Below are 25,144 nucleotides of genomic sequence, written 5' to 3' on the forward strand. Positions count from 1 at the left end.
TTTGCTATCAAATTTGTAATGGCACGGGTCCCCCGCCCACAAAACCCCCCCTAATTGCCCCGCCCCCCAACCAAATCCAGACTGCCTCCGCGGAAAGATTCTGGATTGCTTCGCTACGCTCGCAATGACGATGCTGAAGCAGTTGCCTGCCGACACCGCGATCTCGTGCCCCGGACGCCGCGCAGAGCGGGGCCCCTGCCCTTCTTTACATGCCGCTCCGCTCTTGTAACAAAACCGTCATGCAGCGAAACTAAACGAAGCCGGGGGCCGCGGTTGGCGGCCAAGCCGCCTCGCAGGGAGAGATTTTGATGCGCCGTTCACTGGTGTTGCTGTCAGCCGGACTGACAGTGTTGTCCGCCGGACTTTCGACCGGACCCGCCTCCGCTGAGAACAACACGCCCCGCAACCTGATCCTGTTCATTCCGGACGGCCTGCGGGCGCTGAAGGTCACACCCGAGACCGCCCCCGCAATGGCCGAAATCCGCGACAAGGGCGTCAATTTCAAGAATTCGCACTCGCTGTTCCCGACCTTCACCATGGCCAACGGCTCGGCGATGTCGACCGGCCATTATCTCGGCGACACCGGCGTGTTCTCCAACACGATCTGGACCAACTACACCTCGGTGCCCGCCGGCGACACCGTCGTCCCCTTCATCGAGAATGACGCCGTGCTCGGCGACATCGACGAGCATTTCAAGGGCGATTATCTCAACGAGGACACGATCCTGAAATTGGCTCGGGACAAAGGCTACAGCACGGCCGCGCTTGGCAAGCACGGCCCGACCTATCAGTTCGACCACACCGACAAGCCCGAAAAGACCGGCCTGCATTCGGTCGTGTTCGACGATGCCACCGGCGGCAAAAATGGCGTGGCGCTGTCAGACGAGGTCAAGGCCGCTCTCACCAAGGCCGGCCTGCCCCTCGCAACGCCGCCGCGCGGCGACAACTCCAAGGCGGGCGATGCCAAGACGCCCGGCACTATCGTCGCCAACGTCGCGCAGCAGGCCTACTTCGCGGACGTCGCGGCCAAGGTCGTGCTGCCGATGTTCAAGGCGCGCAACAAGCCGTTCGTGCTGGTGTTCTGGTCGCGCGACCCCGATGGCAGTCAGCACAACACCGGCGACAGCCTCAACCAGATCATGCCCGGCATCAACGGGCCGACCTCGATGGCCGGCATCAAGAATGCCGACAACAACCTCGCCCAGCTCCGCAAGGCGCTGGACGAGCTCGGCCTTGCCGCCACCACCAACATCATGGTCCAGGCCGACCACGGCTTCTCGACCATCTCCAAGGAAAGCAAGACCAGCCCCTCGGCCAAGCTCAGCTATGACGACACGCCAAAGGACTTTTTGCCGATGGGCTTTCTGGCGCTCGACCTCGCCAAGGCGCTCGACCTGCCGCTGTTCGATCCCAACGACAAGAACGCCAAAGTCGAGGGCAACAAGCATCCCAAGGCCGGCAACGGCGTGCTCGGCAAGGATCCGGAAAAGCCCGATCTCGTCGTCGCTACTAATGGCGGCTCGGACCTGATCTATCTGCCGAACAAGGACAAGAAGCTGGCGGCCAGGACCGTCAAGACGCTGCTCGAGCAGGACTACGTCTCCGGCCTGTTCGTCGACGACTCGCTCGGCCGCTTCCCGGGCACGCTGCCGCTGTCGAGCATCAACCTGCGCGGCAAGGCGGCGACGCCGACGCCGGCGATCGTCGTCAACTTCCGCTCCTATGCCAGCGATTGCGGCGAGGCGCCGACCAACTGCTCGGTGCAGGTCGCCGACACCGTGCTGCGCCAGGGCCAGGGCATGCATGGCAGCTTCAGCCGCGGCGACACCATGAACTTCATGGCCGCCATCGGCCCGGACTTCAAAGCCGGCTATGTCAGCGAGATCCCGGTGAGCAATGCCGACGTCGGCATGACGGCCGCCCAGCTCCTCGGCCTGCGCAGTTCGCAGAACGGCGGCCTCGTCGGCCGCGTGATGTCGGAGGCCCTGCCCAACGGCATCATGCCGAAGGCGTACAAAGGGGGCGAGAAGTCGAAGAAGTCCGAGAACGGCCTGCAGACCGTGCTGAACTTCCAGCGCGTCGGCAGCCAGCGCTATTTCGACGCCGCCGGCTTCCCGGGTCGCACGCTCGGGCTGGAGCCGGACGCCGGCAAACAAAAAACGGCGGGGAAATAACCCCGCCGTTCAAATGCGTCCTCGTGAGAGGCGCAGAATCTTACATGCCGATGTCGAACACGTTCGGCAGCTGGCCCGCCAGAGGCAGCGCGGTGGCGCCCAGGAAGGTCGCCACCATCGCCATCAGGCGACGGTTGTTGTGGCGCTTGCCGCGCATCTGGCCGGCGATCCACTCCAGCATTTCGCTGTTGACCTTGGAGGCATAGGACGGCGCCCAGCCCTCGATATCGGACTCGGCCGACAGCGCGACGCTGCGCGGCGGTACCTTCAGGCCGGAGGCGCTGGCGGCATAATGGGCCACCGCCTTGGCGAGCAGGTCGTCGAACCGGCCGCCATCGGTACGCTCGGTCGCAGCTTCGTTGATCTCGAACAGCACTTCGGCCTCAGTGCGGCTGATCGGCTGGTCGTTGACGGCCGTGGCGGTCAGGATGCGGGCGCACCAGGCGGTGTCATCGGCATCGAGCGAGCGGGAGAAATGGACCCTTCCCTTGGTGGTCGGGCCTTCGCCCGTGATCACGCCGTCGCGCACGATGGTCAGTGCATGGGCCGAGGTATCGCGGCAGGACGGTTCGAGGGACGGCGACTCAATAGACTTATGCGCAGCGGCAGACATAGTTCACTTCCAGATTTCTTCTGATCGGCCAGCATTTTCATGCCGGCGTAAAGGGGTGGTTAATGATTCGGTACGGGGGTCGCGACTTTTTGAGATGGTTGCCAATTGGTCGCTGTCAGGACCATTTCGGTTCTGGGAAGCGACGGGCGAGCGTGATGGAAGTCATAAAAGGCTTTCTCGGGGCAATCGCGCCCGTATAGCCCCGGTGGAGATGTTTCGCCGCAGGCGCGGCTGTAACAAAAAGGTGCTAGGAAATCAGGCCTTCAAAGAAGGAATTCACATTTTACTTGAAGCAGTTCAGTTAGCGTTCACTTGGGATCGTGGAGCCCCTATAATGGTCACCACGGTCCAAGATGAATTCGCAAGTAAATTCAATAACATGAGGTAGAACCATGACACTTCCGATCGGCGCCACCGCCCCCGACTTCGAAGCCGAGACCACCGAAGGGAAGATCAAGTTCCACGACTGGATCGGCAATAGCTGGGCGCTGCTGTTCTCGCACCCCAAGGACTTCACGCCGGTTTGCACGACCGAGCTCGGCGCGCTCGCCAAGCTGAAGCCGGAATTCGACAAGCGCGGCGTCAAGCTGATGGGCCTCTCGGTTGATCCGGTCGACCGCCACGCCAAATGGTCGGAGGACATCAAGGAGACGCAAGGCGCGGCCCCGAACTATCCGATGATCGGCGACACCGATTACAACGTCTCCAAGCTGTACGGCATGCTCCCGGCCGCGATCTGGGGCGATCCCCTCACCCGCACCGCCGCAGACAACCAGACCGTCCGCAACGTCTTCATCATCGGGCCGGACAAGAAGATCAAGCTGGTGCTGGTCTATCCGATGACGACGGGCCGGAACTTCCAGGAGATCCTCCGCGTCATCGACTCGCTCCAGCTCACCGCCAAGCACCGCGTCGCGACCCCGGCCGACTGGTCGCAGGGTGACGACGTCATCATCGCGGGCTCGGTCTCCAATGACGAGGCCAAGACGATCTACCCGCAGGGCTGGAAGGAGCCGAAGCCCTACATCCGGATCGTGCCGCAGCCGAAATAACGGAACTGTCATTCCGGGCGATGCGTCAGCGCCGCCCGGGATGACGATGTTAGCTCTTACGCCGCGCGTACGCGTTCGAGGAAGCCCTCGACCTCGGCCTTCAGATGCAGGCTCTCGCCCGACAACGCCTGGGCGGAGGCAAACATCCGGCTGGACGTCTCACCCGTCTCGTTCGCACCCTCGGCGGCCTGACGGACGTTGACGGCGACATCGGCCGTGCCCGATACCGCCGCGCGAACGCTGGCGACGATGTTTTGGGTCGCGCTCTTCTGCTGCTCGACCGCAGCCGAGATCGACCCCGCGATGCCGCTGATGCGCTCGATGGTCTGGCTGATCGCCTTGATGGCGACAACCGATTCCTCCGTCGCAAGCTGCATGCTGGCGATCTGGTTCGAGATCTCGTCGGTCGCCTTGGCGGTCTGGCCGGCCAACGTCTTGACCTCCTGGGCCACCACCGCAAAACCGCGGCCGGCATCGCCCGCGCGCGCGGCCTCGATGGTCGCGTTCAGCGCCAGGAGATTGGTCTGCTCGGCGATCGAGGTGATCAGCTTGACGACATCGCCGATGCGCGCGCCCGCCTCGGAGAGCTGCGCGATGCGCTGATCGGTCGCCTCGGCCTGCCGCACCGCCTCAGCGGAAATGACATTCGATTCCTGCACCCGCCGGGTGATTTCGGAGATCGATTGAGACAGCTCGTCCGAGGCCGACGCCGCCGAACGCACGTGCTCGGAGGCGTTTTCGGAAGCTCCGGCCGACCGCGCGGACAGATCGGCGGTGGAGCGCGCGGTGTCGGTGAGCTGCCGCGCCGCGCGCTCGAATTCGCCTGACGATGTCAGCACCTTGTCGAGAATGCCGCCGACACCGCCACGGAACTCCTCGACGAAATTGCGCAGGTCGGATTTGCGCTGATCGGCGGCTGCAGCCGAAGCCGCCGCCTGCTCGCTGCGCATCCGCGCCCGCTCCTGCGAATTGCTCCTGAACACCGCGACCGTGCGGGCGATCTCGCCGATCTCGTCGGCGCGATCCTCGCAATCGATCTCGACGTCGCTTTTCCCTTCGGCGAGCGCGGTCAGCGAGCGCGTCACCGAGGTGAGCGGCTTGGTGACACGGCGGACGACCAGCAAGGTCAGGACCAGCACCAGCAGCGCGGCGAGCCCGGCGGCGGCCGCCATGCTTTCGATCGTCTGGGCCAGCATGCTCTCGAATTGGGCCATCGGGATGCCGACATAGAGGATGCCGGCGACCTTGCCGCTGGCGTCGGCGATCGGGAAATAGGCGGTCATGAAGGTCTTGCCGAACAGGGTGGCCGGGCCCTTGTAGGCCTCGCCACGACGCAGCAGCGCCTGCGCCGGGTGATCGGCGGCAAGCTGGGTCCCGACGGCGCGGTCGCCATTTTCCTTCTTCACGTTGGTCGAGCGCCGCACGAACTGCCCGCTCGCCTCATCGAACACGAACAGGGTCGCGTTGCCGCCGACATAGGACACCGCGCGATCGACGATGGCGTGATCCCTGAAGTCCGGCATCTTGGGAATCTCGGCGCGCGCGACCGCGCCATCCCGCATCGTGATCTTCGCATCCGGTACGATTTCGGCAAAGGCCAGCGCCAGCGTGCGCAAACTCACCTCGATATCGCGCAGCGCACGATCATTGAAAGCGGAGCTGAGCGACCAATAGCCGGCGCCGACCACGAGCGCCGTATTCATGGCGATCAGCAGCACCGCGCACAGGAGCGCCTTGGTGCCAAGTTTGAATTGCGGCAGAAACTTCGCCGTTGCTCGTCCGTACATGAATGGAATGACTCCTGTAATTCCTGCATATTCGTGCAATCGGCTTACGGCCGCATTAACGCGGTTCCCATCGCGACATGCTTTCCAAATCGTTAACGAGGATACCCCTGACCACGCCCAAAACTACGCTAAGGACTACGCCAAGCGCTCTGCCCATCATCGTCTGGTTTCGCGATGATCTCGCCTGTCCGATCACCCCGCCCTCCACGCTGCCGCCAAGGCCGCTGCGACGACCGGCGCGCCGGTGATCTGCCTCTATGTGCTCGATGACGCGGCCGGGCGAGCGCCGGGCGCCGCGGCGCGCTGGTGGCTGGAGCAGTCGCTGCAACCGCCCGGACCGGGAGGGGACCTCACATCTGTTACCGCATTTGAGGTTCGGCGAGCTCAGCCCGCGCCAGGTCTGGCACGCCGCGCGGTTTGCCGCGGCGGAAAACTCCGCGATCGGTCCCGGCGTCGACAAGTTCCTGAGCGAGCTTGGCTGGCGTGAGTTCTGCCGGCACCTGCTGCACGACCATCCCAACCTTGCCACCGAAAACCTGCAAGCAAACTTCGATGGCTTCCCATGGAAGCCCGACGCCAAGGCGCTCGCAGCCTGGCAGCGTGGCCGCACCGGCTATCCCATCGTCGACGCCGGCCTGCGCGAACTCTGGCACACTGGCGTGATGCACAACCGGGTGCGAGGTGGTCGCCTCGTTCCTGGTCAACCACCTCCTGATCGACGTCCCGACCAAGCTGATCCACCAGCCCTGGGCGGCGACGCCGATCGAGCTTGCGAGCGCCGGCGTCACGCTCGGCAAGAGCTATCCGCAGCCGATCGTCGATCATGCCAAGGGACGTGAGCGCGCGCTCGCCGTCTACGCAAAGATCCGCAAAGGTTGAGCGTTGCTTTGACACAATTATGAAACGCGCTATCGTCATCGCTCCATGCAAACCGTGGGGGACGATATGGACGACGACAAGCCAATGACTGAACAGGCGATGGATACGATCACCACCGCCGTGGAAGCGACCAAGGACGCCGCTGTCACTGCGGTGAAGAAGGTCAGGAAAGCCGCCAAGAAGGCTGCAAAGAAAGTAGCGCCGAAGAAGGCTTCCAAGAAGAAAGCCAAGAAGGCTGCGAAGAAAACTTCGAAAAAGGCCGCCAAGAAGACTTCGAAGAAAGCTGCAAAGAAGTCGTCGAAGAAGGCGGCCAAGAAAGCAGCAAAGAAAACGGCAAAGAAGGCCACCAAGAAAGCTGCCAAGTCGAAAAAGAAGGCCAAGAAGGCCAAGCGCTGATCGCAAAGGCCGAGGTCTCCGGGTGTGGACGCGCCCGGAGACGGCTCCAGCGATACCCTACCCTCGCCGCTTGGCTGCACGCCGGCCCGGGTGATGGACGCCTTGCGGATCTCGGAATTCGCTGCGATGACCTCGCCGGTCCTCGGCGTTGAAGCGCCGCCGCTTCTCGGGCGAGCCGAACGCCTTGATCACCTTCCTGCCGTTGACCTTCTTGATGACGTAGCCGCCCTTGGTCATCGAGAACGGCTCTTTCAACGTTCCCTTGTGGTCGAACTTGGTGCCCGGGCGGTGCTTGAACGGTTCGAACCAGGAGGGATAGACGAAGTTCGACATCTCAAAGCCGGCCACGAAGAAGGTGTCCTCTTCCACGGCGTCACAGACCTCATAGGCATATTGGGTGTTCGGGTTTTTGTCGGCCCACAGATTGGCCATGGGATCGAGCACCATCTCGAACAGCTCGTGCGAGGCCGCCACGCTGACCGGCTCATCGCCCAGCGCCTTGACGAAGATCTTTGAGATCGGCTGGCGGCGATGCGTCAGCTCGTGGCGGCCGAGCATGTTCTTGTGGGACGCCTTGTCAAAATAGACCAGCTGCCAGTCGCCCGGCTTCGGCTTTTCGGTGACATAGAGGTCGACCGGATAGCCCCACACCGGCAGGAAGTGCTTGTCGTAGCATTTCTGGAGCGCCGCTGTGAGCCTGGCCATCTTGCGGCCGCTGATCATCGGCTCCGCGTAGTTGAGGCAGGCAATCCGGACTGGCTTCAGGGATCTGCCGAGCAGTGCACGACGCGCTTTCTTCATGGAAATCACCGTGTGAAAGGGAGGCTGAAATGCCCCAAGCCTAGCACGACGCACGTCAGGGATGTATTCCGGCGGCCCGGCCCGCCGGTCCTAGAAGCGTCGGTTGACCACGAACACCGCGGCCGCGCACATCACCATGCCCGCGATCGCCAGCGCATCGAGCTTTTCTCCGAACAGCAGATAAGCCATCAGCGCCGTCACGGCTGGCACCAGATAGAACAGGCTTGCAACAGACGTGGCGGCGGCGTGGCGGATCAGCCAGTACAGCAGCCCGATCGACCCGATCGAGAGCGCCACGGCGAGCCAGGCCAGCGCGAGCATGAACTCGCGCGTCCAGTGCACCACGCGGTCCTCGAACAGGAAGGCGCCGATCGCGAAGAAGATCGTGACGGACACGTACTGCACGAGATTGCCGGCCCGCCAGTCGATATGGTTGCAGTAGCGGCGCTGATAGAGCGTGCCGAGCGTGATGCTGATCAGCGAAACCACGGAGGCGAGCCAGCCGAGCCCGGCTTCGCCGGTCATGGGACGGCCGTGCAGGATCAGCACCACGCCGCCGAGGCCAAGCACGAGCCCCGCCCATTGCACCGGCGTCACCTTCTCCCCGAGCCAGCGGTTGGCGATGGTCGAGGTCAGGATCGGCTGAAGGCCCGGAATGAGCGCGGAGAGCCCGGCCGGAATCGAGTGCGCGATCGCGATTGCGGTGCCGCCGAGATAGAAGCCATGGACGAGAATGCCCGCGACCGCGCTGTGCGCGATGCCGATACGGTCCGGCCATTTCGGTCGCGCAACGGTGGCGATGATCGCCATCAGACCGACCACGAACGCCATACGGATGGCGAGGTAGGTCAAGGGATCGGCATTGTTGACGACGTATTTGGTGCCGATGAAGCCCGTGCTCCAAAGCAGGACGAACAGGATCGGCGCGGCACGGGCGGTCAGGGCTTCTTGATTTTGGTTCATTGCCGCCCTCATTGCCCCACCGGGGGCCAATGCGGCAATGCGAATTTCGGCCAATTCCGTTCAGACGATGCTGCGCTGCGACGGAGCGGCTGCTCAGCCGCTCACCATTCGTCCGGACAGGGATCGATGATCTTCCAGAGCTCGACGCCGTTCTTGATCTTTTTCATATCGGTGGTGAGCCCGCCATTGCGGCGGATCCAGTCCTTCACCGTGTCGGGGTAATAGGCCATCAGGTCGGACGTCCCCTCCGCGCTGGTGACCTTGATGCCGAAGGTGAAGGCTTTGTCGTAGTAGGCCTGGTGGAAGCCGAGGCTGGCGCGCGGCGTCACGCAGATCTTGTTCATCGGCACGATGCCGAGCACCAGGGTGCAGGCCGAGTTGCAGATGCCGTCGATGATGACGCGCTCGCCCTTCTCGCGGACGCGCTTGTACTTGGCCTTGTACTCCTCGACATAGCCGCCGTGGTCGCGGGTGATGTGCAGTTCGGCGCGCGCCGGCGTGGCGGCGACGACCGAGAGCAACAGCAGGCTCAGAAGCGTGATGCGCATGGCGAGGTGACGGCGAAAGCCTTCAGGAATGGACCGGCCTATGGACCCCAAAAAGCCGGCAACAGGAGTCTTGAGCTAATTCTCTTTGGTCACACTTGTGTGGGGAATTCGTTAAGCATCTCGAAAAGGCCAAAAATGGGCAGGTCTGGACCATAGAACCGGCAATTCTGTCACACCCACCCGGGAATCTGCGGGATTGGCCCCGGTTTTCGGGCGGCAGACGGGTGCTCCGGCCGCCCGAACTGGCTATAAACGGCTGACCTATTCGTGCGGGTTCCGGAGATTCGAGATGAGCAAGTTGAAGCTTGTAGCCGCGATTGCAGCCCTGTCGGCCGCAATCCTTGCCCCCGGCCTCGCAGAGGCGCGGGGACATCACCGGTACCACCGCCACTACGCGAACCCATTGCCCTACCCGATCAGCTATCTGCACAATTACGGGCCCGGCATCACGCCAGGGACGTTCGCCTTGTACGACGGCCCGTCGACCAACCATTGCTACCAGAGCGCAGCCGCCTATGTCGGCCAGGACCGCCGCCGGCACCCCTGCTTCTGAGGAGCGCAGGCGCGTCCTCTGCGGGGGCCGCTATTTGGCGGCGCCCGACAGCAGCAATTGCTTCTCGATCTCGTAGACCGGCAGTTTGACGAGGTCCTTGCCGACCTCGCCCTGGAGAGCCTTGCGCACCACGTCCGAATAATCGGCGCGGATCATCCCAAGCGCACGCGGCGAGGCCACCAGGGTCAAGGCCGAGGTCTCGCCTGAGCTAACGGCGGCATCGAGCCGTCCGGCCAGGCCGCGCAGGAAGGCGCGCTCGGCCTCGTCGTGCCAATCAGTCTGCTCTACCGAGCTGCGCGTGCTGCCGGCCGCGCCATGGAGCCTGCCCGGCGCGTCGGTCCCTTGCGCACCGGTCGAGGGATTGGGCTGTTCGTGCACCTCCCTGGTGTGGAGGTTCGGAAACATCTCGTCGCCGAGGTTTTCCAGAATGAGCGCCTTGCGCCCGTCGCACACGACCAGCCAGTCACCCTTGTCGATTCTCATTTTGTCCATTGCACAGCTCCAAAGCGACCTCGCGAGCCGGCTCTTCGAAATGCTCGGAAGGCTGGCCACGACGCCAAGCTTAGGGGCGAAGCTGCACAGTTGGATTGCGCGGGATCAAGGATGGCGGCGATTTCCCGCGGAGCGCAACGCAAGCGCAGCATTGGTCAAGAGCACGAACCTGGGATAGTCTGGCGGAGCTAAAGGTCAGGCCTGCGGCGGGCTGGCTGAAGACCTGTTCATCAGCATTACATTTCGCTCCCGCCACAATTTGATCAGAACAAACTTCGATATCCCTGTATTGCGTAAGCGGAGAAAGACATCATGAAGCTTAGAATTGGCCTCGTCGCCGCGTCCCTGTTGGGTGCGTTGGCCGCATCGCCGGCGGCGTCTGCCATGCCCATCGCGCCAGCTCCTGCGACGCCGCGGGTCTCGGACGTCGAGCAGGTCCGCATGGTCTGTGACGCCTGGGGACGTTGTTTCTGGCGCCCGAACTACTATGGATACTACGGTGCCCCGGCCCCCTATTACGGTCCCCGATATGCGCCGCGCTATTATGGTGGCCCGCGCTACTACGGACCACGTTATCGCCGCTGGTGATTCTAAAGGGGCCCTCCGGGGCCCCTTCGCTTTTGCGAGATCAAGGATGTTGGTCTGGAGTCATTCCAAAACTGATCTAGATCAAAGACGAAATCCGCCACGCCATCATTCTCCGACGATGGTCGATTTGATCGTTTTTCGATGTCCCCAGACGGGCATGAATGTGCAGACACATCTTGAGAAGCAACAGAGAAAGGAGGCACAGAGCTTTGCCTCCTTTGCCTGTCCCGCCTGCACGCGGCTGCATTTCATCGACCTCGCCTCCGGCCAGCCGATGACGCGAGACCGTTGACGACGACATCGATCCGCCGGGCTGCATGCCATGATGTCCGCAATACTACGGCCCGGAATCCGGTTTACTGAAACGCGATGTTTCGCCATTGATGGCGATGTTCTGACGTTCATTTGATTGTCATATGCGGCAGCCGGCCACACGCATGTTGTTCGACGCCCTCGCCCCATCATCCGCGCTTCGATTGATCGGCTTTGCCGACGTCGATGCGTTTCGGCCGATCGAGTCGATGGAGGATGCGAGAAGCATTCCGCTCGACGTCCGGAATTTCGCGGCGGCTCGCGCTGTCGTCTCCCTGCCCGGCTGCCGCATCGTCATGATGCGCTCGTTCGCGCGCATCCTCGACGGCGCCTATCGGATGCCCGGGGGGATGGTGATCCTGCCCATGACGGACGACCTTCAGGTCAATTCCAAGGGCATGGATCTGGACGCGCGTTTCTTCATCGCGCTCCGCGGCAGCGATGAATGCCATTTCGTCGAGCGTCGGACCAATCATCATGCGATGATCATCTTCTCACCCGGCCTGAGTGACCGGGGCTGGTTCGATCAGGCGGACGATTTGCGGGCCCACGGCGCGAACCGCCCCGCTTTGCTCCACGCACGGCAGCTCCTTCTCGACATTCTGCGAACCGCGTCGGTGCAGCCGGCCTTGTTCGAAACGACTGAGGTCGCCGCCCATCTCCAGGAAGGCCTGCTGCTCGCGCTCGACGATCTGTTTCGCATCGATCCACTCTCAGACCGGAGTGCCTCCGTCCAGGGCGAGCGGTCGATCAAACTCGTGCAGCGGATCGACGATTACGTCGCTGCACATCAGACTGCTCCGATCTATACCGCCGATCTCGCCGGCGAGTTTGGCGTCTCGATCCGGACGCTCGGCGGCGCCGTCAGCAAGGTGTGTGGCATGAGCCTGCACCAGTACATTCGCCTGAAAAAATTGTGGGCGACGCGGTCTCGCCTTCTCAAGGGCGGCGGCGCCACCGTCGCCACATGCGCGCGCGCCCAAGGCTTTCACCATTTGGGCGAGTTTTCCGCAGCTTACCGCGCGACCTTCCACGAAACCCCGTCCGACACGCTGGCACGGGGCCGGCAAGCGGGTCCGACGGCAGGCTGACGGGCCAGGCCGCTGCGACGGTCGTTGTTGTCAACGCCTCTTCGGAACATATCCGGAATTGGCGCGCTCGGAGAGATTCGAACTCCCGACCCTCGGAATCGAAATCCGATGCTCTATCCAGCTGAGCTACGAGCGCCCTGGCCCAGGCAATGGGCCGCAACCGAGACGCCCCAGATCGCTGCTGGCGAGCCAGCAGGCCGGACGACGTTCGGATGGGTTCGAATTAGCAGAGAGGCCGGCCAATAAAAAGCCCTTCCCGCCGGATTCGAGAAGGGTCGGACCCGCTCTTACCAAGTGCTGTTGAAGAAGCCGAAATGCGGCTGCTGCGCCATCACCATCATCGGCCCACCTTGCTGCGGCATCGGACGCGTTCTGGCGACCTTGCGCTTGGGCTGCTGCGCCGGGGTCCGAGGGGGCTGGGCCTGAGGAAGCTGGGCCTGCGCCTGAACTTGCGGCTGAATTTGCGTCTTGGCTTCGGTCCTCTTGGCGGCAGCGGTATTGGCCTTCGCGGCCGGCGTGAATTGGGCGAACGTCTCGCGGACCCGTGCCTTGGCTGAAATCTCGGCCAAAGCCGGAGACATGCTCTCCACGGGCGGCTGGGGAGCCGCGACGGCGGCGATCTTCACCGCAGGGGCGGCAAGCGTCGGCTGACTGGTGTCGAGAACGACGCGCTCCGGCAGGTGGCGATCGGACCGGATCCGGATCAAAGGCTGTTCGTTGCTTGCGGTTGCGACAGCCTGCGTCACAGGCGAAGTCGGCAGAACGGAGTTCGCCGCGAACAGCAGTGCGAGCAAGGCTCCACCGACAAAGAAGAAATACCGAAAAATGGGCATTTGGCCACGCTCCGCCCGTCGCATCCCCGCGTGGGCTCTCCGCCTTAACGGGCGATCATTTAATTGGTTCCTGGCCCAGCCGTTCGGTTCAAATGGCGACGCCAAGTTTTTTGCCCAAGCCCCCAGGACAGTAACTTTTCCGCTACCGGAAAATGCCGGCCTTAGGTCCGGCGTGCTGCCACAAGCGAACACTTCGCCTGATCGGCATTCACGTTGACGAAGCCGACAGGAATGCGCGCAAAAGTCTTGCGGCTCTTCATGCCGACCGTATCAGCCAGAACGCGGCTGCGGTCGGTGAGATGACTGCCATCGCGCCGCGCAAAAGCGCAGACGATCTCGACATCCTTTACGGCATAGTCATTGTCGTTGCGGAGCGTGAGCGTCACCAGCGCCTTCGAGCCAAGGCCGCCGCGGCGCCAGGTCTGAGATGAAATCCTGATCCGACCGAGTTCTGCCATTGTCGGAATCTGAGCTTCGGAAGGCGACGACGGGGCGGCCGCATCGCCCAAAGGCGCCGTCTCGACCGCTGCCACGTCAGACCTCACCGGTTCGGCACTGTTGCCTCTGGAAACAGGGAGCAGCATCCAGACGCCGCAACCGACGATGATGGCCGCCAACAGCCATAGCAGGCCTCGCCCAAATGAAACGCTCGCGATCGTCACCGCCCGCGCCAGTCGTTCGCCGGGCCCGGCGAAACGCCCTAACCCGATGCGGTCAAACCCAGCGTTCATGGTTGCCTCACCGATCGCGGCGGAAGCACGTTCGACAACGGATTCCGCCACTGCTTACCTTAATCCGGAAGACGAACTAAGGTTCCCGCGCATTGGCGAGTCGGCAAGAGCGGTGGCGGTCACCGGCCGAGGCCGCTAACATGCGCTGCAACGTCAAGACCCGTCGGGAGAACATGAAATGCCAGTCGTCACTTGGGATCACGTCCATCTGCGCAGCCCCGATCCGGAGGCCACGGCGGCCTGGCTGCGGGACATCCTTGGTGGCGAGATCGTGCAAGCTCCCGGACGGATCGACGTGAATCTTGGAGGCGCAAGGATCTTCATTGCGCCACTCGAGGGCGACAACGCGGTCAACCCGCCGCCGCCGCACCCGCATCAGGGGCTCGACCATTTCGGTCTCACGGTGAAGGACATCGACGCCGTCGCCGCCGAGATCAAGGCCAAGGGCGTCACCTTCACGCGTGAACCGACCACGATCCGCCCCGGCGTGCGGATCTGCTTCATCCGCGGCCCCGAAGGCATCTCCATCGAGCTGCTCGAGCGCGACAAGAAATATACCTGACACGGCGCGCGCCGCATCGGCGCACCGGGCGACGTGCGGCCCCGCGCGCCTAAGTCATGCTGCCGGGCATGAAGCAGCGGATGGCCACGCCCATGTAGCCGTAGATCGGCCAGACCATGGTGCGTCCCACCCGGTTCGGCTCCGAGATCACGGCCTCCTCTGGCACCTCGACCCAGACGAGCTCCTGCGGTCGGCCGTCGATCACGTAGCCATAGCGCGGGACGCGGACCCGATAGTGCCCGTCCTTGCTGTCCCAGTCGGTGTCTGAGAGTGCCGAGCCGTCTGCATCGGAGCAGCAAGGCCCCTTGCCGCTTCGCAGTCCGTCGAACCAGGCCTTCAATTCGGCATTGGTGTTGACGAACTGGCCGCGGTCGCGCGCGTGCCCGAAGGGGGGTGCGAGTGCGATCAAGGCCAGGGCGCAAGCGAGGCTCGCCACGGTTCGCCAGCGTACCGCGCCGCCAATCCGCTGTTGTCGTGTTTCGCAAATCGTGGGACGCACACTGTACAGACGCGGCTCCTCGCCGCCGGAATCGATCCAGTTGCTCACGTTTGTCTTGCTCCAGCACCCCGCGGCCAGTGCAACAATGGTTATGCATTTCGCGGGCCAACTTGATTCGCAACGACTGGCCTCGCTTCATGATCAGACCGTCATGGCGGTGTCATAGACAAGCCGGGACAACTACGGCTCACGGACAGGCTCGCAAGGCCGGCGGCCAAACTCCCGCGTTGCGCGGCCGCATGCGCTTTGGCATAAATGCCTACCGGTTACGCCATTGGGCGACGGCGGCCGGCCTCGGGACGTTATGAAGAACGGCCTCTATTCGATTCACGTGAACCTGCTCGATGGTCGGGTCGGCAAGGGCAGCGGCGTGATCCTTTTTCGCGACGGCAAGATTCTTGGCGGCGATGCCTACCTCTATTACACCGGCAGCTACACGGTGAAGGACAACACCTTCAAGGGTGAGGTGCTGGTCCAGCGTCACACCTCGCCGCGGGGCGACGACAATCCGCTGTTCGGCGGGCCTGCCGCGGTCGGCATCGGCGTCAGCGGCACCTTCACGGAGACGCGCGGGGACATGACGGGCACCGCGCTGGTCGGCAAGGCCAGCCAGATTTTCGGCGCGACGCTGCACAAGCTTGCAGAGGCCGACTAGAGCTTCGGGTTTTAATTGAATCGACCGAAGCTCTGGATTGTTGTTTCGACGCGTTTTCTACACCCGGACCGGCATCTACTTCGCTCGAAAACGTTCGAGCTATTCCGCGGCCTGCTCGAGCGGCGCCACGCGCGGCAGGATGATCTGGATGCGTGTGCCGCTGCCCGGTTCGGAATCCAGATCGAGCCGTCCACCGAGCCTGTTCGTGACGATGCTGTAGACGATGTGCAGCCCGAGGCCGGTGCCGCCCTGGTCGCGCCGCGTCGTGAAGAACGGATCGAAGGCACGGCGGCGGACGTCGAGCGACATGCCGCAGCCATTGTCGGAGAAGATGATTTCGACATTGTCCTTGCCGGACTCGCGCACCTGGATGTCGATGGTCCCCGGCCGACCGTCCGGGAAGGCGTGCGCCACCGCGTTGAGAAACAGATTGGTCAGCACCTGCCCGTACGGTCCAGGATAGCTGTTCATGGTCAGATCAGGCTGGCACTCGACGTTGAGCGTCAGATTGTGCTTGCGCAGGCCCGGCCGCAGACTCATCACCACCTGCTCGGTGAGGTCACCGAGATCGAAGCTGCGCTGGTCCGAATAGTTGCGGTCGGCGGCAACCTGCTTGAACGACTGGATCAGCTCGGCGGCCCGGTTGAGATTGGAGACGAGCTGCGAGGACGCGTCGCGGCTGGTATGGAGAAAGTCGTTGAGCGTGGAGCGGCGCAGCTCGCCACGCTCGACCTCGGCGGTGAACATAGCGGTCTTGCGCTCCAGCGCGGAGGCGACCGTGAGGCTGATGCCGACGGGATTGTTGACTTCGTGCGCGACGCCGGCGACGAGGCGTCCGAGCGCGGCCAGCTTCTCCGCCTCGATCAGCGAGGCCTGGGTCTCGCGCAGATTGCGCAGCGCGGTCTCGGCGGATTCCTTGGCTTTCCGCATCTCCTGCTCGCCGCGCTTGCGCTCGCCGATGTCGAGCGCCACGGTCACGATCCGCTCGATCTCGCCTTCGGCATCGAGCAGCGGCAGCTTGTTGACGAGCCATTGCCGCATGTGGCCGGAAGCATCGATGTACTCCTCTTCGTAGAAGCCGAGGCCTTTCCGCAGCGTCAGCACGCGCTTGTCGCTCTCGTCGGACTTGGCAGCGCCATAGCGCGACATCAGGTCGGCCGTGGTGCGGCCGAGCGCATCGCCGGGCTCGATGCCGAAGATGCCGGCCATATAGCGGTTCATCAGCACGTAGCGCAGGTCGCGGTCCTTGACGTTGATCACCGCGGGCACGGTGTCGATGACCTGCTGGAGCAGGCGCCGCCCTTCGGCGATGGCGTCTTCCGCGCGCTTCTGGTCCGTGATGTCGCGCAGCGTGCCCTCGTAGCGGACGATCTTGCCCGCCTCGTCGCGGACGCCGGTGGCACTGTCGGACAGCCACAGGATGTCGCCGCCGCGCTGGCGCACCTGGTATTCGAACTCGCGCACCATGCCGTCGCGTGCCATCAGCCGCTGATATTCGACGCGCGCCTCGGGATTGACGTAGATGGTGTGGGCGATGTCGTTGATGCTGTCGATCAGCTGCTGCGGGCTGTCATAGCCCATCATCCGCGCCAGCGCCGGATTGGCGTTGAGAAGGTCGCCGGCCGGCGTCGTGACATAGATGCCATCGACCGAGCCCTCGAACAGTTTCCGGTAGCTCTCTTCGGCGAGGCGCTGCTCGGTCAGTGCGCGCACCGCCGCCTCGCGCGCCGTGTCGGCCTCCTCCAGCGCGCGGCGGAACACTTCGGCCGCCCGCGCGATGTCGCCAATCTCATTGTCGAGATCGGCGGACGGGATCGAGGTGTTCTTCTCGCCGGCTGCGAGCGCGCGGATCGACCGCGCGATCTGGGCGAGCGGACGGACTGTCCGCCGCACCACGAAGCCGGCCGCGAGAATACCGATCAGCACACCGATGGTACCGAGCACGATGCTCTGCCAGCGCGCCTCCGTCAGCGTACGGGCAAAGTCGCGCGACAGCACGTGACCGCGCCGGGCGCTGACCTCGCGCAGCAATTCGGTGACGCGGCCGATCAGCCGGCCCTCGGTTCCCAGCACCTCGCGATCGATGTCGGCGATCTGCCGTTCACGGACAGCGACCGCGATGATCGCCTCGGCGTAGTCGTTGACGGCCGATCTGAGCTTGGGATCAGTGACGCCCATCGCTCGCATGCTCTGCGCCGCCTGCTCAGCCGCAGACGGGTTGCGCGCAAGCAACCCGAGCGCGATCCGGCTCTGCGCTTCCGACAAGCGGGACGCCAGCTCTCGGTCCGCAGTGCCAGAGACAGCCGCGTCGAACTGGTCACGGAGCGGCGGCAGGCCGGCAAGCAGCTGGGCGCGGCGGTCGATCAGCGTCGAGATCCGCTCCAGCCCGCTGCGATAGGTCGCAAGCCGCTCGCTGACGCCGTCGATCATGTCCTGCTGCTCGGGCACGAGCTCGATGCGGGTCTTCTTCAGGATGTCGCTGAGCGTCGAGGCCGCCTCGCCCACCTGCTTGAACTGGATGCCGGCGCCGGGATCGGTGACGAAGTCGCGCGCGGCGAGCCGCAGCTCGTTCATGCGGCGGTCGATGTCCTCGGCGAGGTCGCCGACGCTCTGCAGCCGCTGCAGCTCGGCAAAGGTCGTGTCGATGTGCCGGATCGCGATCACGCTCGCGGTCGAGGTGACGATGATCACCGCCAGCACCAGAAGGAAGCTGCCGAACGTGAGCTGGCCGATGGAGAGCGAGAATGTTCGCTTTTTCTCAGGGGTCGGCGTCAATTCGGCGGACATTGGTGATGTGAGGACCCGGCTATTGGAGCTCCAATATACGACGTATTGCGGTCCCGGGGGAACATGCGTCTCGCCGCCGAATATCCTTAATATTGCAGCCCTGCCGGACCCCCGCCGCCTCGGCTTTATGACGTTTTGACGTCGGCCGGCCGCCGGGCCGGGATGGTCATGGCGGCGACGCCGAGAACGACGCAGGCAAGGCCGATCCAGGCGGTCCGGCTCAGGCTCTCGCCGAGGAAGGCGACGCTGATGGCAACCCCGATCGGCACGCGGAGATAAGCCTGCGCCGTGGTGCCGACCGAGCCCAGGGTCTGGATCAGGCGGAAATAGATCACGAAGGCCGCGGCGGTCGAGAATGTCGCCAGCGCGAGCAGTGCCAGCACGGAACTCAGCGAGGGCGACAGTGTCCAGGGCTGCTCGACGACAAGCGAGGCCGGGATCAGCGCCGCCGCCCCGGCCAGCAGCGAGCCGGCCGCGGGCGCCATGGGATCGAGGCCCTTGAAGCTGCGGCCGAAGATCGCGGCGCAGGCGTAGCAGATGGTGGCGGCAACGATAGCGGCCTCCGCGACGAGGCCGCTTCCGACATCATGGACGGCGTCGACGCCGACGATCAGCAGGATGCCGGCCATGCCGGCAACCACGCCAACCAGCTTTCGCGGTGTCGTCGCCTCGTGACGCGTCACTAGGGCCGTGAGCAGGAAGGTGAAGATCGGGCCGGCCGAGTTGAGGATGGTCGCGAGCGCGGCATCGACGTGCCGCTCGCCCCAGGCGATCAACGTCCAGGGGATCACGCTGTTGAGCACGGCCTGGAAGGCGAAGCGTTGCCAGGTCGCGGCATCCGTCGGCATCCTGATGCCTCGCGCCCACATGATCGCGAGCAGCAGGAGGCCCGCAATCGTGGTGCGCGCCGCGATCAGCGTGATCGGCGGAATGGTGGCGACGCCGAGCTTGATGAAGGTGTAGGAGCCGCCCCACAGCGTCGCCAGCGCGAGCAGCAACGCCAGCTCGACGGCAATGTTGTTGTCCTGTCGGTTGTCCATGTCGCGCGCTCGATCCCGTTGTCAGGGACGGAACCTAGCGCGTCTGCCCTCGCCGATACTTCGTTGTGTGTCGAAGTGTTCTAGCCGAGCGCCCCGACCTCGAACACCTCGCCGTCATAGCCGGCCTCGCGGGGAATGCGGAGCTGACGGCCGGTTTCGGTCTTGGTCATGACAGGCATCACCGTCACGACGGACATGCCGCGGGCGTGCTCCAGCGCCGCGCTCACGCTTCCCTGCTTGGCGAGCCGGATCAGATTGCGCGTGGTCGGGAACGGCAGCTTGAAGCGGCCGCTCTCGCCTCCCTCCACCGCCTCGCGCGGCGAGACCCAGATCGAGTCGGTCGACTCCCGGCCATCATGCGCGCCGAGCTGGTCGGGCGGCGCTGCCGCAAGGAAGAACCAGGTGTCGAAACGTTTTGGCATCCCCTCGGGCGTGATCCAGTGCGCGTAAGGCACCAGCGTATCGAGCGCGAGCTGGAGCCCGTTATCGGCCAGAATGCTCAGGAAGCTGATCTTGTGCTCGTTGAGCGCGACGCGATGCGCATCGGCGATCTCACCGGCTCGCCTGGCATCCACCGGCGTGCCGGAATCCTTCGACCGCGCCAGCAGGATCCCGCTTTCCTCAAAGGTCTCGCGGATCGCGGCGATCCGAAATCCGCGGTCCGCTTCACTCAGTCCCTCGCCGCCCGAATACAGATCGGAGCGGGCGACGATCTCCTGATCGCCGGCATCGACGCTGCCGCCGGGAAACACCAGCGCGCCCGAATTGAACTCGATCTGATGATGGCGGACCATCATGAAGACTTCAATTTCGTCGCGGCTCTTGCCGTCGACCTTCGCGCCGTCGCGCAGCAGGAGGATCGTCGACGCAGGGCGTGATGCTGATGCCTCGGCCATTCGATTAACCTGCGGCACTGGATTGCGGGCCGAGATTGGCACGCTTGTCGACGCGGGCGACGCGCGACAGCAGGTACTCGACCTCTGCCTTCGCCGCGGGCGTGATGGTGGCGCCGGGCTTGCGCTGGGCGCTGGAGGCGATGATGCCGCGCTTCTGCAGCACGTATTTGCGCACGGCAAGGCCCGCGCCGGGCTGCTGTTCATAGCGGATCAGCGGCAGATGCGCGTCGAACAGATCATGGGCGGCGTCGCGCTTGCCGTCCTTCGAAAGTCGCACGACGTCGATCAGGAGTTCGGGGAAGGCATAGCCGGTCATGGCGCCGTCGGCGCCGCGCTCCATCTCGAAGTCGAGAAAGAGCCCGCCATTGCCGCAGAGGATCGAGAGCGGCCGCAGCGAGCCGTCCTTCTGGAAATTGCGCAGCGTCGAGATCTTTTCCAGCCCCGGCCAGTCCTCGTGCTTGAGCATCACGCAGTTCGGATTGTCGGTGACGATCTTGCGGATCACGGCGGGGGTGAACACCACCGACAAGGTCAGCGGATAGTCCTGGAGCACCCAGGGCACGTCGGGGCCGATGGCATCGGCCGCCTGCTTGTAATAGCCGATGATCTGGTCGTCGGTCCGCAACGACGGCGGCGGCGCGATCATCACACCGGCTGCACCGGCCCCCATCGAGGCCTTCGCCAGCGAGCGCATGGTGGCAAAACCCGGCGCGGAGACGCCGACGATCACCTGCATCTTCTTGGCGCGCTTGACGAAGCGTACCGCCACCTGCTCGGCCTCGGCGGCATCGAGCTTCGGCGCCTCACCGAGGATCCCCAGCACCGTGACGCCGTCGCAGCCGACCTCCTCGTAGAAATCGGTCAGGCGGTCGATCGAGCGCTCGTCGATCCGGCCGTCATCGTGGAACGGCGTCGGCGCGATTGCGAAGGTGCCCTTGGCGTCGGCGGTGAGCTTCATCGTTGTCCTTGTTTCTCTCTGTCGATGGCTAAAACCGCCGCGCCCCCATCTTGATCTGCTCTTCGGAGAAGAAGATCTCCTTGGCATGATCGGCGATGTCCTGGGCGTTCCAGCCCGTGTGCGGCGGCTTCCAGCCGTCCATTTCCATCATCCGCATTTCGCGCACGCCGCGGGGCCCGGACACGCCCAGCACCTTGCCGGTCTGGTCGCCCGACAAATCGCTGACCATGTATAGCACGGCTGGCGCGATGCCGTCCGGCCCCAGCGCCGCACCGGGGTTCTCCTTATAGCGGGGCAGGTCTGCGGTCATGCGGGTCAGCGCGCCCGGCGCAAGCGTCCAGATCCGGATGTTGTATTTGCGCCCCTCGATCGCCAGCACGTTGGACAGGCCCCAGATGCCCCCTTTGGCCGCGCCGTAATTGCTCTGGCCGAAATTGCCGATCAGGCCCGAGGTCGAGGAGGTGTTGACGATGACGCCACCGCCGTTTTCCCGCATCCAGCGAAACACCGGCATGGTGCAACAAAAGGTGCCCTTCAGATGCACCTTAATGACCTTGTCCCAGTCGGACTCAGAGGCCTTGGCGAAGGTCTGGTCGCGCAGAATGCCGGCATTGTTGACGAGGATGTCGGCGCGGCCGAAATGCTTGATGGCGTCGTCGAACACCGACTGGCCGCCTTCCATCGTGGAGATGTCGGCGCGATTGGCAACGGCCTTGCCGCCTTCGGCCTTGATCGCATCCACCACGAGCTGCGCCATCGATGTGTCGGCGCCGGAGCCGTCACGGGGCCCGCCGAGGTCGTTGACGACGACGGAGGCCCCTTCCCGCGCGAACAGCTTCGCGTAGGCCTCACCGAGCCCCCCGCCCGCGCCGGTGATCAGCGCAACCTTCCCGTCGAGTAGTCCCATGGTGGCTCTCCCTGGTTTTGTTTTTCTTACCTCGCCCCGCTTGCGGGGAGAGGTCGGATCGCCCTTGCGATCCGGGTGAGGGGGTACAGGTCTCAATACCGTCTCGGCTCGTGGTGAGAGCCCCTCACCCCGCCCTCTCCCCGCAAGTGCGGGGCGAGGGAGACGACGGCCGTCGCGTGTTGCTAACCCAACACCGTCTTGCCGTTCTTGATCACGGTGACGCCGCGCGACTTCACCTTGGCTTCGAACGAGATCACGCTGCCGTCCTTCCAGAGGTCCATGGTCACGGTCTCGCCGGGATAGACCGGCGAGGAGAACCGCGCGACGTGCTGGCGGAAGGCGGAGGCATCGTAGTCGGCATAGGTCTGGAGCACGCCGCGGCAGGTGATGCCGTAGGTGCACATGCCGTGCAGGATCGGACGCGGGAAGCCGGCTTTCTTCGCGAACTCAGGGTCGGAGTGCAGCGGGTTGCGGTCGCCGCAGAGGCGATAGACCAGCGCCTGGTCGGGACGCGTCACGATGTCGATGGTCGTGTCGGGTGCGCGCGACGGGATCTTGTGCGGATCCGGCTGGGTCAGGTTCGGCCCGCCAAAGCCGCCGTCGCCGCGGGCGAAGCGCGAGGCGACCAGCGTTGCCAGCTTCTCGCCCTTCTCGTTCTTGAGCACGGTCTGGTGGCTGATGACGACGCCCTTGTCCTTGCCTTTATCGTAGACTTCGACAACGGAGGAATCGGCGGTGATGTGCGCGGCGACCGGCAGCGGCTGGTGGAAGGTGATGTCGCGCTCGCCGTCGACCACCATCACGCGGTTGAGGTTCATCTCGCCCGGACCCGCGCCCCACGCCGCAACGGACGCAAAGGTCGGCACCACCTTGAGCGGTCGCGGCGTCAGCGTGCCCTCGTTGACGAAGGCGAGCTCGTTTTCGTCCATCGGATCGGCGCCGAGGCCGATACCGTAGGCATAGAGCATCACTTCGCGGTCGGTGTAGGCATATTTCTGGCCGAGGTTCTTGAGGCCTTTGAGTTCGTCGTATCTGGCGGACATTTTTGTTGTTTCCTCCCGGCAGCTTCAGCTGAGCGGCGCCCATTGTTGCGCCCTCTCCCCTTGTGGGAGAGGGCTACAAGGTGCCCGCAACAAACTCGTTTGGGTGAGGGGTTCGCTCCTCATCGAACAATCTCTCAGTGGAGAGATACCCCTCATCCGGCGCTTCGCGCCACCTTCCCCCACAAGGGGAGAAGGGAAGAACTCGCCGCGCCTACTACGCCGGCGTGAAGAACGGCAGCGGCGCCCCGTCCGTCGGCTTGAACACCACCTTCACCTTCTGGCCGATCTTCAACGTCGTCAGATCGCAATCGACGAAATTGGTCTGGAGCGACGGCCCCTCCTTCAGCGTGACGTAGCCGATCGCGTAAGGACCGGTCGGCGACTTCCGCATCAAGCTGTAAGTGTAGATCGTGCCTTCGCCCGAAGACTCCTCCCACACCGTCTTGTCGGAGTAGCAGAACGGGCAGATCGCGCGGGGGAAGTAATGCGCTTCGCCGCAGGCGGTGCAGCGCTTGATCATGAACTTGCCCTCTTTGGCCGCGTCCCAGAACGCCGCTGTCTCAGGGTTCGTCACCGGGGCCGGATATTTCTTGGCTTCGCTCATCACACGCGCTCCAGAATCGCAGTCGAGGCGGCGTGGCGGACGCCGAGAAGCCCGCCGGTGCCGTGGGCGATGGCGAGATCGCAATTCTTGACCTGCACCTTCGGATGCGCCTCGCCGCGCAGCTGCCGCACGGCCTCGAGGATCTTGGTCATGCCGCCGCGGTTGACGGGATGGTTGCTGCAGAGGCCACCGCCGTCGGTGTTGAACGGCAGCTTGCCGACGCCCGAGATCAGATTGCCGTCGGCGACGAACTTGCCGCCCTCGCCTTTCTTGCAGAAGCCGAGGTCTTCGAGCTGCATCAAGACGGTGATGGTGAAGCTGTCGTAGATCGAGGCGTATTTGATGTCCTTCGGCGTGATGCCGGCTTCCTCGAAGGCACGCGGGCCGGACCAGATGCCGGCGGAGTAAGTGAGGTCGAGATCCTTGCCGCCGCGCGGGCCCTTCATCGCCTCGCCGTGGCCAATCAGTCTGACCAGCGGCTTCTTCAGACTTTTTGCGATCTCGGGCGTGGTCACGATCAGCGCGCCACCGCCGTCGGAGACGACGCAGCAATCCATGCGATGCAAGGGATCGGAGATCATCGGCGAGTTCAGGACGTCCTCGACGGTGACGACGTCCTTGAGCATCGCATGCGGATTGTATTGCGCGTGGTGCGAGGCCGCGACCTTGATCCAGGCGAGCTGCTCGCTGGTGGTGCCGTAGTCGTGCATGTGACGCATGGCACACATGCCGTAGGCATTGTGCGTGCTCGCGCCGTAAGCCGTCTCGAAATCGGCCTCGGCGCCGGCCGCGCGCGGCGGCATCGCGCCGGTACGCGGCTTGCCGGCCAGCGTGATCAGCGCGACCGAGCACTTGCCCGCGGCGATCGCTTCGGCGGCGTGGCCGAGATGGATGATGTAGGAGCAGCCGCCGGTCTCGGTGGAATCGACATGGCGGAGTTTCTTGGTGTTCAGGCCGAGATAATCGACCATCGGCCAGGCGCCGCCCGGGGCGTCGCCCGCGCAGAAATAGCCGTCGACATCGTCCTTGCTGAGCCCGGCATCCTCGATCGCGCCCTTGGCGACCTCGGCATGGAGCTGGGCGGTGGATTTGTCCGGCGCATGCCGGGTCGGGTGTTCGTAGATCCCGGCAATGTAGGCTTTGCCCTTGATGGTCAAATAAGGTCTCCGCTGGCGTGTCTCACTTCCGGTTTTTTCTGAACCGCTGCCGCCCTGTTGGCAAGCGCGGAAATATTCCGCCGGGCGAGAGGGCAGCGGGTTCGCGCAAATGGCCGAGGTGCCGTGAGAGGGCCTCTGCTTCCGAAATCGTCAATTGGAGGGCCCCCGGACACAAACCGGAAATTTTAGGGCGCCGCGTTTTGGGTTTTTTAGGGGGGGGGGG

General features: G+C 64.1%; 25 protein-coding genes, 1 tRNA gene and 2 pseudogenes. 10 read left to right on the forward strand and 18 right to left on the reverse strand.

The window, feature by feature from the left end; all coding sequences use genetic code 11:
• The first annotated feature begins 308 nt into the window (after positions 1-308).
• Positions 309-2,174 carry an alkaline phosphatase family protein gene (locus AC0L3A_RS16085; RefSeq protein ID WP_473254746.1) on the forward strand — a complete coding sequence of 622 codons (1,866 nt, stop codon included), beginning with the start codon at positions 309-311 and terminating at the stop codon, positions 2,172-2,174.
• A gap of 40 nt (positions 2,175-2,214) precedes the next feature.
• Here AC0L3A_RS16085 and AC0L3A_RS16090 read toward each other — a convergent pair whose 3' ends face one another.
• Positions 2,215-2,787: a hypothetical protein gene (locus AC0L3A_RS16090; protein WP_007603116.1), complete on the reverse strand. Its 573-nt coding sequence runs from the start codon at positions 2,785-2,787 to the stop codon at positions 2,215-2,217.
• Positions 2,788-3,179: 392 nt separating this feature from the next.
• Here AC0L3A_RS16090 and AC0L3A_RS16095 point away from each other — a divergent pair, with 392 nt between their 5' ends.
• Positions 3,180-3,839, forward strand: a complete 660-nt coding sequence (locus AC0L3A_RS16095) for a peroxiredoxin (RefSeq protein WP_473254747.1) — start codon at positions 3,180-3,182, stop codon at positions 3,837-3,839.
• Between the two features lie 56 nt (positions 3,840-3,895).
• Here AC0L3A_RS16095 and AC0L3A_RS16100 read toward each other — a convergent pair whose 3' ends face one another.
• Positions 3,896-5,626, reverse strand: a complete 1,731-nt coding sequence (locus tag AC0L3A_RS16100) for a methyl-accepting chemotaxis protein (protein ID WP_473254748.1) — start codon at positions 5,624-5,626, stop codon at positions 3,896-3,898.
• Between the two features lie 184 nt (positions 5,627-5,810).
• Between AC0L3A_RS16100 and AC0L3A_RS16105 the strand changes: the two are divergent.
• The 3 genes and pseudogenes from AC0L3A_RS16105 to AC0L3A_RS16115 all read left to right on the forward strand — a co-directional run.
• Positions 5,811-5,894: pseudogene (locus tag AC0L3A_RS16105) on the forward strand (hypothetical protein); the annotation flags it as partial.
• Between the two features lie 7 nt (positions 5,895-5,901).
• Positions 5,902-6,505 (forward strand): annotated as a pseudogene (locus AC0L3A_RS16110) (FAD-binding domain-containing protein); the annotation flags it as partial.
• Between the two features lie 66 nt (positions 6,506-6,571).
• Entirely contained in the window at positions 6,572-6,901 is a 330-nt protein-coding gene (locus AC0L3A_RS16115; protein WP_354128526.1) for a histone, read from the forward strand.
• A 57-nt stretch (positions 6,902-6,958) separates the two neighbouring features.
• Here AC0L3A_RS16115 and AC0L3A_RS16120 read toward each other — a convergent pair whose 3' ends face one another.
• The 3 genes from AC0L3A_RS16120 to AC0L3A_RS16130 form a co-directional block, all read right to left on the reverse strand.
• Complete coding sequence (locus AC0L3A_RS16120; RefSeq protein ID WP_219684021.1) at positions 6,959-7,702, reverse strand: hypothetical protein; 744 nt, start codon at positions 7,700-7,702, stop codon at positions 6,959-6,961.
• 90 nt (positions 7,703-7,792) lie between these two features.
• Complete coding sequence (locus AC0L3A_RS16125) at positions 7,793-8,665, reverse strand: DMT family transporter (RefSeq protein WP_354158529.1); 873 nt, start codon at positions 8,663-8,665, stop codon at positions 7,793-7,795.
• Between the two features lie 101 nt (positions 8,666-8,766).
• Positions 8,767-9,213, reverse strand: coding sequence for a hypothetical protein (locus AC0L3A_RS16130; protein WP_007603109.1), 447 nt, complete (start codon positions 9,211-9,213; stop codon positions 8,767-8,769).
• Between the two features lie 289 nt (positions 9,214-9,502).
• Between AC0L3A_RS16130 and AC0L3A_RS16135 the strand changes: the two genes are divergently transcribed.
• Positions 9,503-9,766, forward strand: coding sequence for a hypothetical protein (locus AC0L3A_RS16135; RefSeq protein ID WP_007603106.1), 264 nt, complete (start codon positions 9,503-9,505; stop codon positions 9,764-9,766).
• Between the two features lie 30 nt (positions 9,767-9,796).
• On the opposite strand, the gene AC0L3A_RS16140 is transcribed toward AC0L3A_RS16135, so the two are convergent.
• Positions 9,797-10,258 carry a host attachment protein gene (locus AC0L3A_RS16140; RefSeq protein WP_219684024.1) on the reverse strand — a complete coding sequence of 154 codons (462 nt, stop codon included), beginning with the start codon at positions 10,256-10,258 and terminating at the stop codon, positions 9,797-9,799.
• 312 nt (positions 10,259-10,570) lie between these two features.
• Between AC0L3A_RS16140 and AC0L3A_RS16145 the strand changes: the two genes are divergently transcribed.
• Together AC0L3A_RS16145 and AC0L3A_RS16150 are read left to right on the forward strand one after the other, a co-directional pair.
• Complete coding sequence (locus AC0L3A_RS16145) at positions 10,571-10,846, forward strand: hypothetical protein (RefSeq protein WP_007603100.1); 276 nt, start codon at positions 10,571-10,573, stop codon at positions 10,844-10,846.
• Positions 10,847-11,283: 437 nt separating this feature from the next.
• Positions 11,284-12,249 carry an AraC family transcriptional regulator gene (locus tag AC0L3A_RS16150; protein ID WP_354158532.1) on the forward strand — a complete coding sequence of 322 codons (966 nt, stop codon included), beginning with the start codon at positions 11,284-11,286 and terminating at the stop codon, positions 12,247-12,249.
• Positions 12,250-12,308: 59 nt separating this feature from the next.
• Here the strand turns inward: AC0L3A_RS16150 and AC0L3A_RS16155 are convergent.
• From AC0L3A_RS16155 to AC0L3A_RS16165, 3 genes are all read right to left on the reverse strand, one after another.
• Positions 12,309-12,385, reverse strand: a tRNA-Arg gene (locus AC0L3A_RS16155).
• Between the two features lie 151 nt (positions 12,386-12,536).
• Complete coding sequence (locus tag AC0L3A_RS16160; protein ID WP_007603097.1) at positions 12,537-13,082, reverse strand: hypothetical protein; 546 nt, start codon at positions 13,080-13,082, stop codon at positions 12,537-12,539.
• Positions 13,083-13,243: 161 nt separating this feature from the next.
• Positions 13,244-13,813, reverse strand: coding sequence for a hypothetical protein (locus tag AC0L3A_RS16165; RefSeq protein ID WP_473254749.1), 570 nt, complete (start codon positions 13,811-13,813; stop codon positions 13,244-13,246).
• Between the two features lie 178 nt (positions 13,814-13,991).
• Between AC0L3A_RS16165 and AC0L3A_RS16170 the strand changes: the two genes are divergently transcribed.
• Positions 13,992-14,375 carry a VOC family protein gene (locus AC0L3A_RS16170; protein WP_007603095.1) on the forward strand — a complete coding sequence of 128 codons (384 nt, stop codon included), beginning with the start codon at positions 13,992-13,994 and terminating at the stop codon, positions 14,373-14,375.
• Positions 14,376-14,424: 49 nt separating this feature from the next.
• Here the strand turns inward: AC0L3A_RS16170 and AC0L3A_RS16175 are convergent, their stop codons facing one another.
• Positions 14,425-14,922, reverse strand: coding sequence for a hypothetical protein (locus AC0L3A_RS16175; RefSeq protein ID WP_219684072.1), 498 nt, complete (start codon positions 14,920-14,922; stop codon positions 14,425-14,427).
• Between the two features lie 256 nt (positions 14,923-15,178).
• Here AC0L3A_RS16175 and AC0L3A_RS16180 point away from each other — a divergent pair, with 256 nt between their 5' ends.
• Entirely contained in the window at positions 15,179-15,529 is a 351-nt protein-coding gene (locus tag AC0L3A_RS16180) for a GrlR family regulatory protein (protein ID WP_007603093.1), read from the forward strand.
• A 99-nt stretch (positions 15,530-15,628) separates the two neighbouring features.
• Here AC0L3A_RS16180 and AC0L3A_RS16185 read toward each other — a convergent pair whose 3' ends face one another.
• From AC0L3A_RS16185 to AC0L3A_RS16220, 8 genes are all read right to left on the reverse strand, one after another.
• Positions 15,629-18,316, reverse strand: coding sequence for a PAS domain S-box protein (locus AC0L3A_RS16185; RefSeq protein WP_007603090.1), 2,688 nt, complete (start codon positions 18,314-18,316; stop codon positions 15,629-15,631).
• A gap of 125 nt (positions 18,317-18,441) precedes the next feature.
• The gene (locus AC0L3A_RS16190) at positions 18,442-19,356 is read right to left on the reverse strand and encodes a DMT family transporter (RefSeq protein WP_473254750.1); all 915 of its coding nucleotides are present in this window, start codon (positions 19,354-19,356) and stop codon (positions 18,442-18,444) included.
• An 80-nt stretch (positions 19,357-19,436) separates the two neighbouring features.
• Positions 19,437-20,252 (reverse strand): NUDIX hydrolase, encoded by an 816-nt coding sequence (locus tag AC0L3A_RS16195; RefSeq protein ID WP_354158541.1) that lies wholly within the window; start codon positions 20,250-20,252, stop codon positions 19,437-19,439.
• 4 nt (positions 20,253-20,256) lie between these two features.
• Positions 20,257-21,210: a dihydrodipicolinate synthase family protein gene (locus AC0L3A_RS16200; RefSeq protein WP_473254751.1), complete on the reverse strand. Its 954-nt coding sequence runs from the start codon at positions 21,208-21,210 to the stop codon at positions 20,257-20,259.
• Positions 21,211-21,238: 28 nt separating this feature from the next.
• Positions 21,239-22,117 carry an SDR family oxidoreductase gene (locus tag AC0L3A_RS16205; protein ID WP_007603086.1) on the reverse strand — a complete coding sequence of 293 codons (879 nt, stop codon included), beginning with the start codon at positions 22,115-22,117 and terminating at the stop codon, positions 21,239-21,241.
• A gap of 182 nt (positions 22,118-22,299) precedes the next feature.
• The gene (locus tag AC0L3A_RS16210) at positions 22,300-23,160 is read right to left on the reverse strand and encodes a MaoC family dehydratase (RefSeq protein WP_007603085.1); all 861 of its coding nucleotides are present in this window, start codon (positions 23,158-23,160) and stop codon (positions 22,300-22,302) included.
• Positions 23,161-23,374: 214 nt separating this feature from the next.
• On the reverse strand, positions 23,375-23,764 hold the full coding sequence (locus AC0L3A_RS16215) for a Zn-ribbon domain-containing OB-fold protein (RefSeq protein WP_007603084.1): 390 nt from the start codon (positions 23,762-23,764) through the stop codon (positions 23,375-23,377).
• Complete coding sequence (locus tag AC0L3A_RS16220; RefSeq protein WP_473254752.1) at positions 23,764-24,921, reverse strand: thiolase domain-containing protein; 1,158 nt, start codon at positions 24,919-24,921, stop codon at positions 23,764-23,766. Before AC0L3A_RS16220 ends, AC0L3A_RS16215 begins: the two co-directional genes overlap by 1 nt.
• Between the last annotated feature and the right edge of the window lie 223 nt (positions 24,922-25,144).

It is taken from the genome of Bradyrhizobium sp. MI1.3, from assembly GCF_055811695.1.

Excerpts from the sequence above, each read along its gene's own strand:
- AC0L3A_RS16085 (WP_473254746.1), top strand. The coding sequence starts at position 309 with ATGCGCCGTTCACTGGTGTTGCTGTCAGCCGGACTGACAGTGTTGTCC.
- AC0L3A_RS16090 (WP_007603116.1), bottom strand. The coding sequence starts at position 2,787 with ATGTCTGCCGCTGCGCATAAGTCTATTGAGTCGCCGTCCCTCGAACCG.
- AC0L3A_RS16095 (WP_473254747.1), top strand. The coding sequence starts at position 3,180 with ATGACACTTCCGATCGGCGCCACCGCCCCCGACTTCGAAGCCGAGACC.
- AC0L3A_RS16100 (WP_473254748.1), bottom strand. The coding sequence starts at position 5,626 with ATGTACGGACGAGCAACGGCGAAGTTTCTGCCGCAATTCAAACTTGGC.
- AC0L3A_RS16115 (WP_354128526.1), top strand. The coding sequence starts at position 6,572 with ATGGACGACGACAAGCCAATGACTGAACAGGCGATGGATACGATCACC.
- AC0L3A_RS16120 (WP_219684021.1), bottom strand. The coding sequence starts at position 7,702 with ATGAAGAAAGCGCGTCGTGCACTGCTCGGCAGATCCCTGAAGCCAGTC.
- AC0L3A_RS16125 (WP_354158529.1), bottom strand. The coding sequence starts at position 8,665 with ATGAACCAAAATCAAGAAGCCCTGACCGCCCGTGCCGCGCCGATCCTG.
- AC0L3A_RS16130 (WP_007603109.1), bottom strand. The coding sequence starts at position 9,213 with ATGCGCATCACGCTTCTGAGCCTGCTGTTGCTCTCGGTCGTCGCCGCC.
- AC0L3A_RS16135 (WP_007603106.1), top strand. The coding sequence starts at position 9,503 with ATGAGCAAGTTGAAGCTTGTAGCCGCGATTGCAGCCCTGTCGGCCGCA.
- AC0L3A_RS16140 (WP_219684024.1), bottom strand. The coding sequence starts at position 10,258 with ATGGACAAAATGAGAATCGACAAGGGTGACTGGCTGGTCGTGTGCGAC.
- AC0L3A_RS16145 (WP_007603100.1), top strand. The coding sequence starts at position 10,571 with ATGAAGCTTAGAATTGGCCTCGTCGCCGCGTCCCTGTTGGGTGCGTTG.
- AC0L3A_RS16150 (WP_354158532.1), top strand. The coding sequence starts at position 11,284 with ATGTTGTTCGACGCCCTCGCCCCATCATCCGCGCTTCGATTGATCGGC.
- AC0L3A_RS16160 (WP_007603097.1), bottom strand. The coding sequence starts at position 13,082 with ATGCCCATTTTTCGGTATTTCTTCTTTGTCGGTGGAGCCTTGCTCGCA.
- AC0L3A_RS16165 (WP_473254749.1), bottom strand. The coding sequence starts at position 13,813 with ATGAACGCTGGGTTTGACCGCATCGGGTTAGGGCGTTTCGCCGGGCCC.
- AC0L3A_RS16170 (WP_007603095.1), top strand. The coding sequence starts at position 13,992 with ATGCCAGTCGTCACTTGGGATCACGTCCATCTGCGCAGCCCCGATCCG.
- AC0L3A_RS16180 (WP_007603093.1), top strand. The coding sequence starts at position 15,179 with ATGAAGAACGGCCTCTATTCGATTCACGTGAACCTGCTCGATGGTCGG.
- AC0L3A_RS16185 (WP_007603090.1), bottom strand. The coding sequence starts at position 18,316 with ATGTCCGCCGAATTGACGCCGACCCCTGAGAAAAAGCGAACATTCTCG.
- AC0L3A_RS16190 (WP_473254750.1), bottom strand. The coding sequence starts at position 19,356 with ATGGACAACCGACAGGACAACAACATTGCCGTCGAGCTGGCGTTGCTG.
- AC0L3A_RS16195 (WP_354158541.1), bottom strand. The coding sequence starts at position 20,252 with ATGGCCGAGGCATCAGCATCACGCCCTGCGTCGACGATCCTCCTGCTG.
- AC0L3A_RS16200 (WP_473254751.1), bottom strand. The coding sequence starts at position 21,210 with ATGAAGCTCACCGCCGACGCCAAGGGCACCTTCGCAATCGCGCCGACG.
- AC0L3A_RS16205 (WP_007603086.1), bottom strand. The coding sequence starts at position 22,117 with ATGGGACTACTCGACGGGAAGGTTGCGCTGATCACCGGCGCGGGCGGG.
- AC0L3A_RS16210 (WP_007603085.1), bottom strand. The coding sequence starts at position 23,160 with ATGTCCGCCAGATACGACGAACTCAAAGGCCTCAAGAACCTCGGCCAG.
- AC0L3A_RS16215 (WP_007603084.1), bottom strand. The coding sequence starts at position 23,764 with ATGAGCGAAGCCAAGAAATATCCGGCCCCGGTGACGAACCCTGAGACA.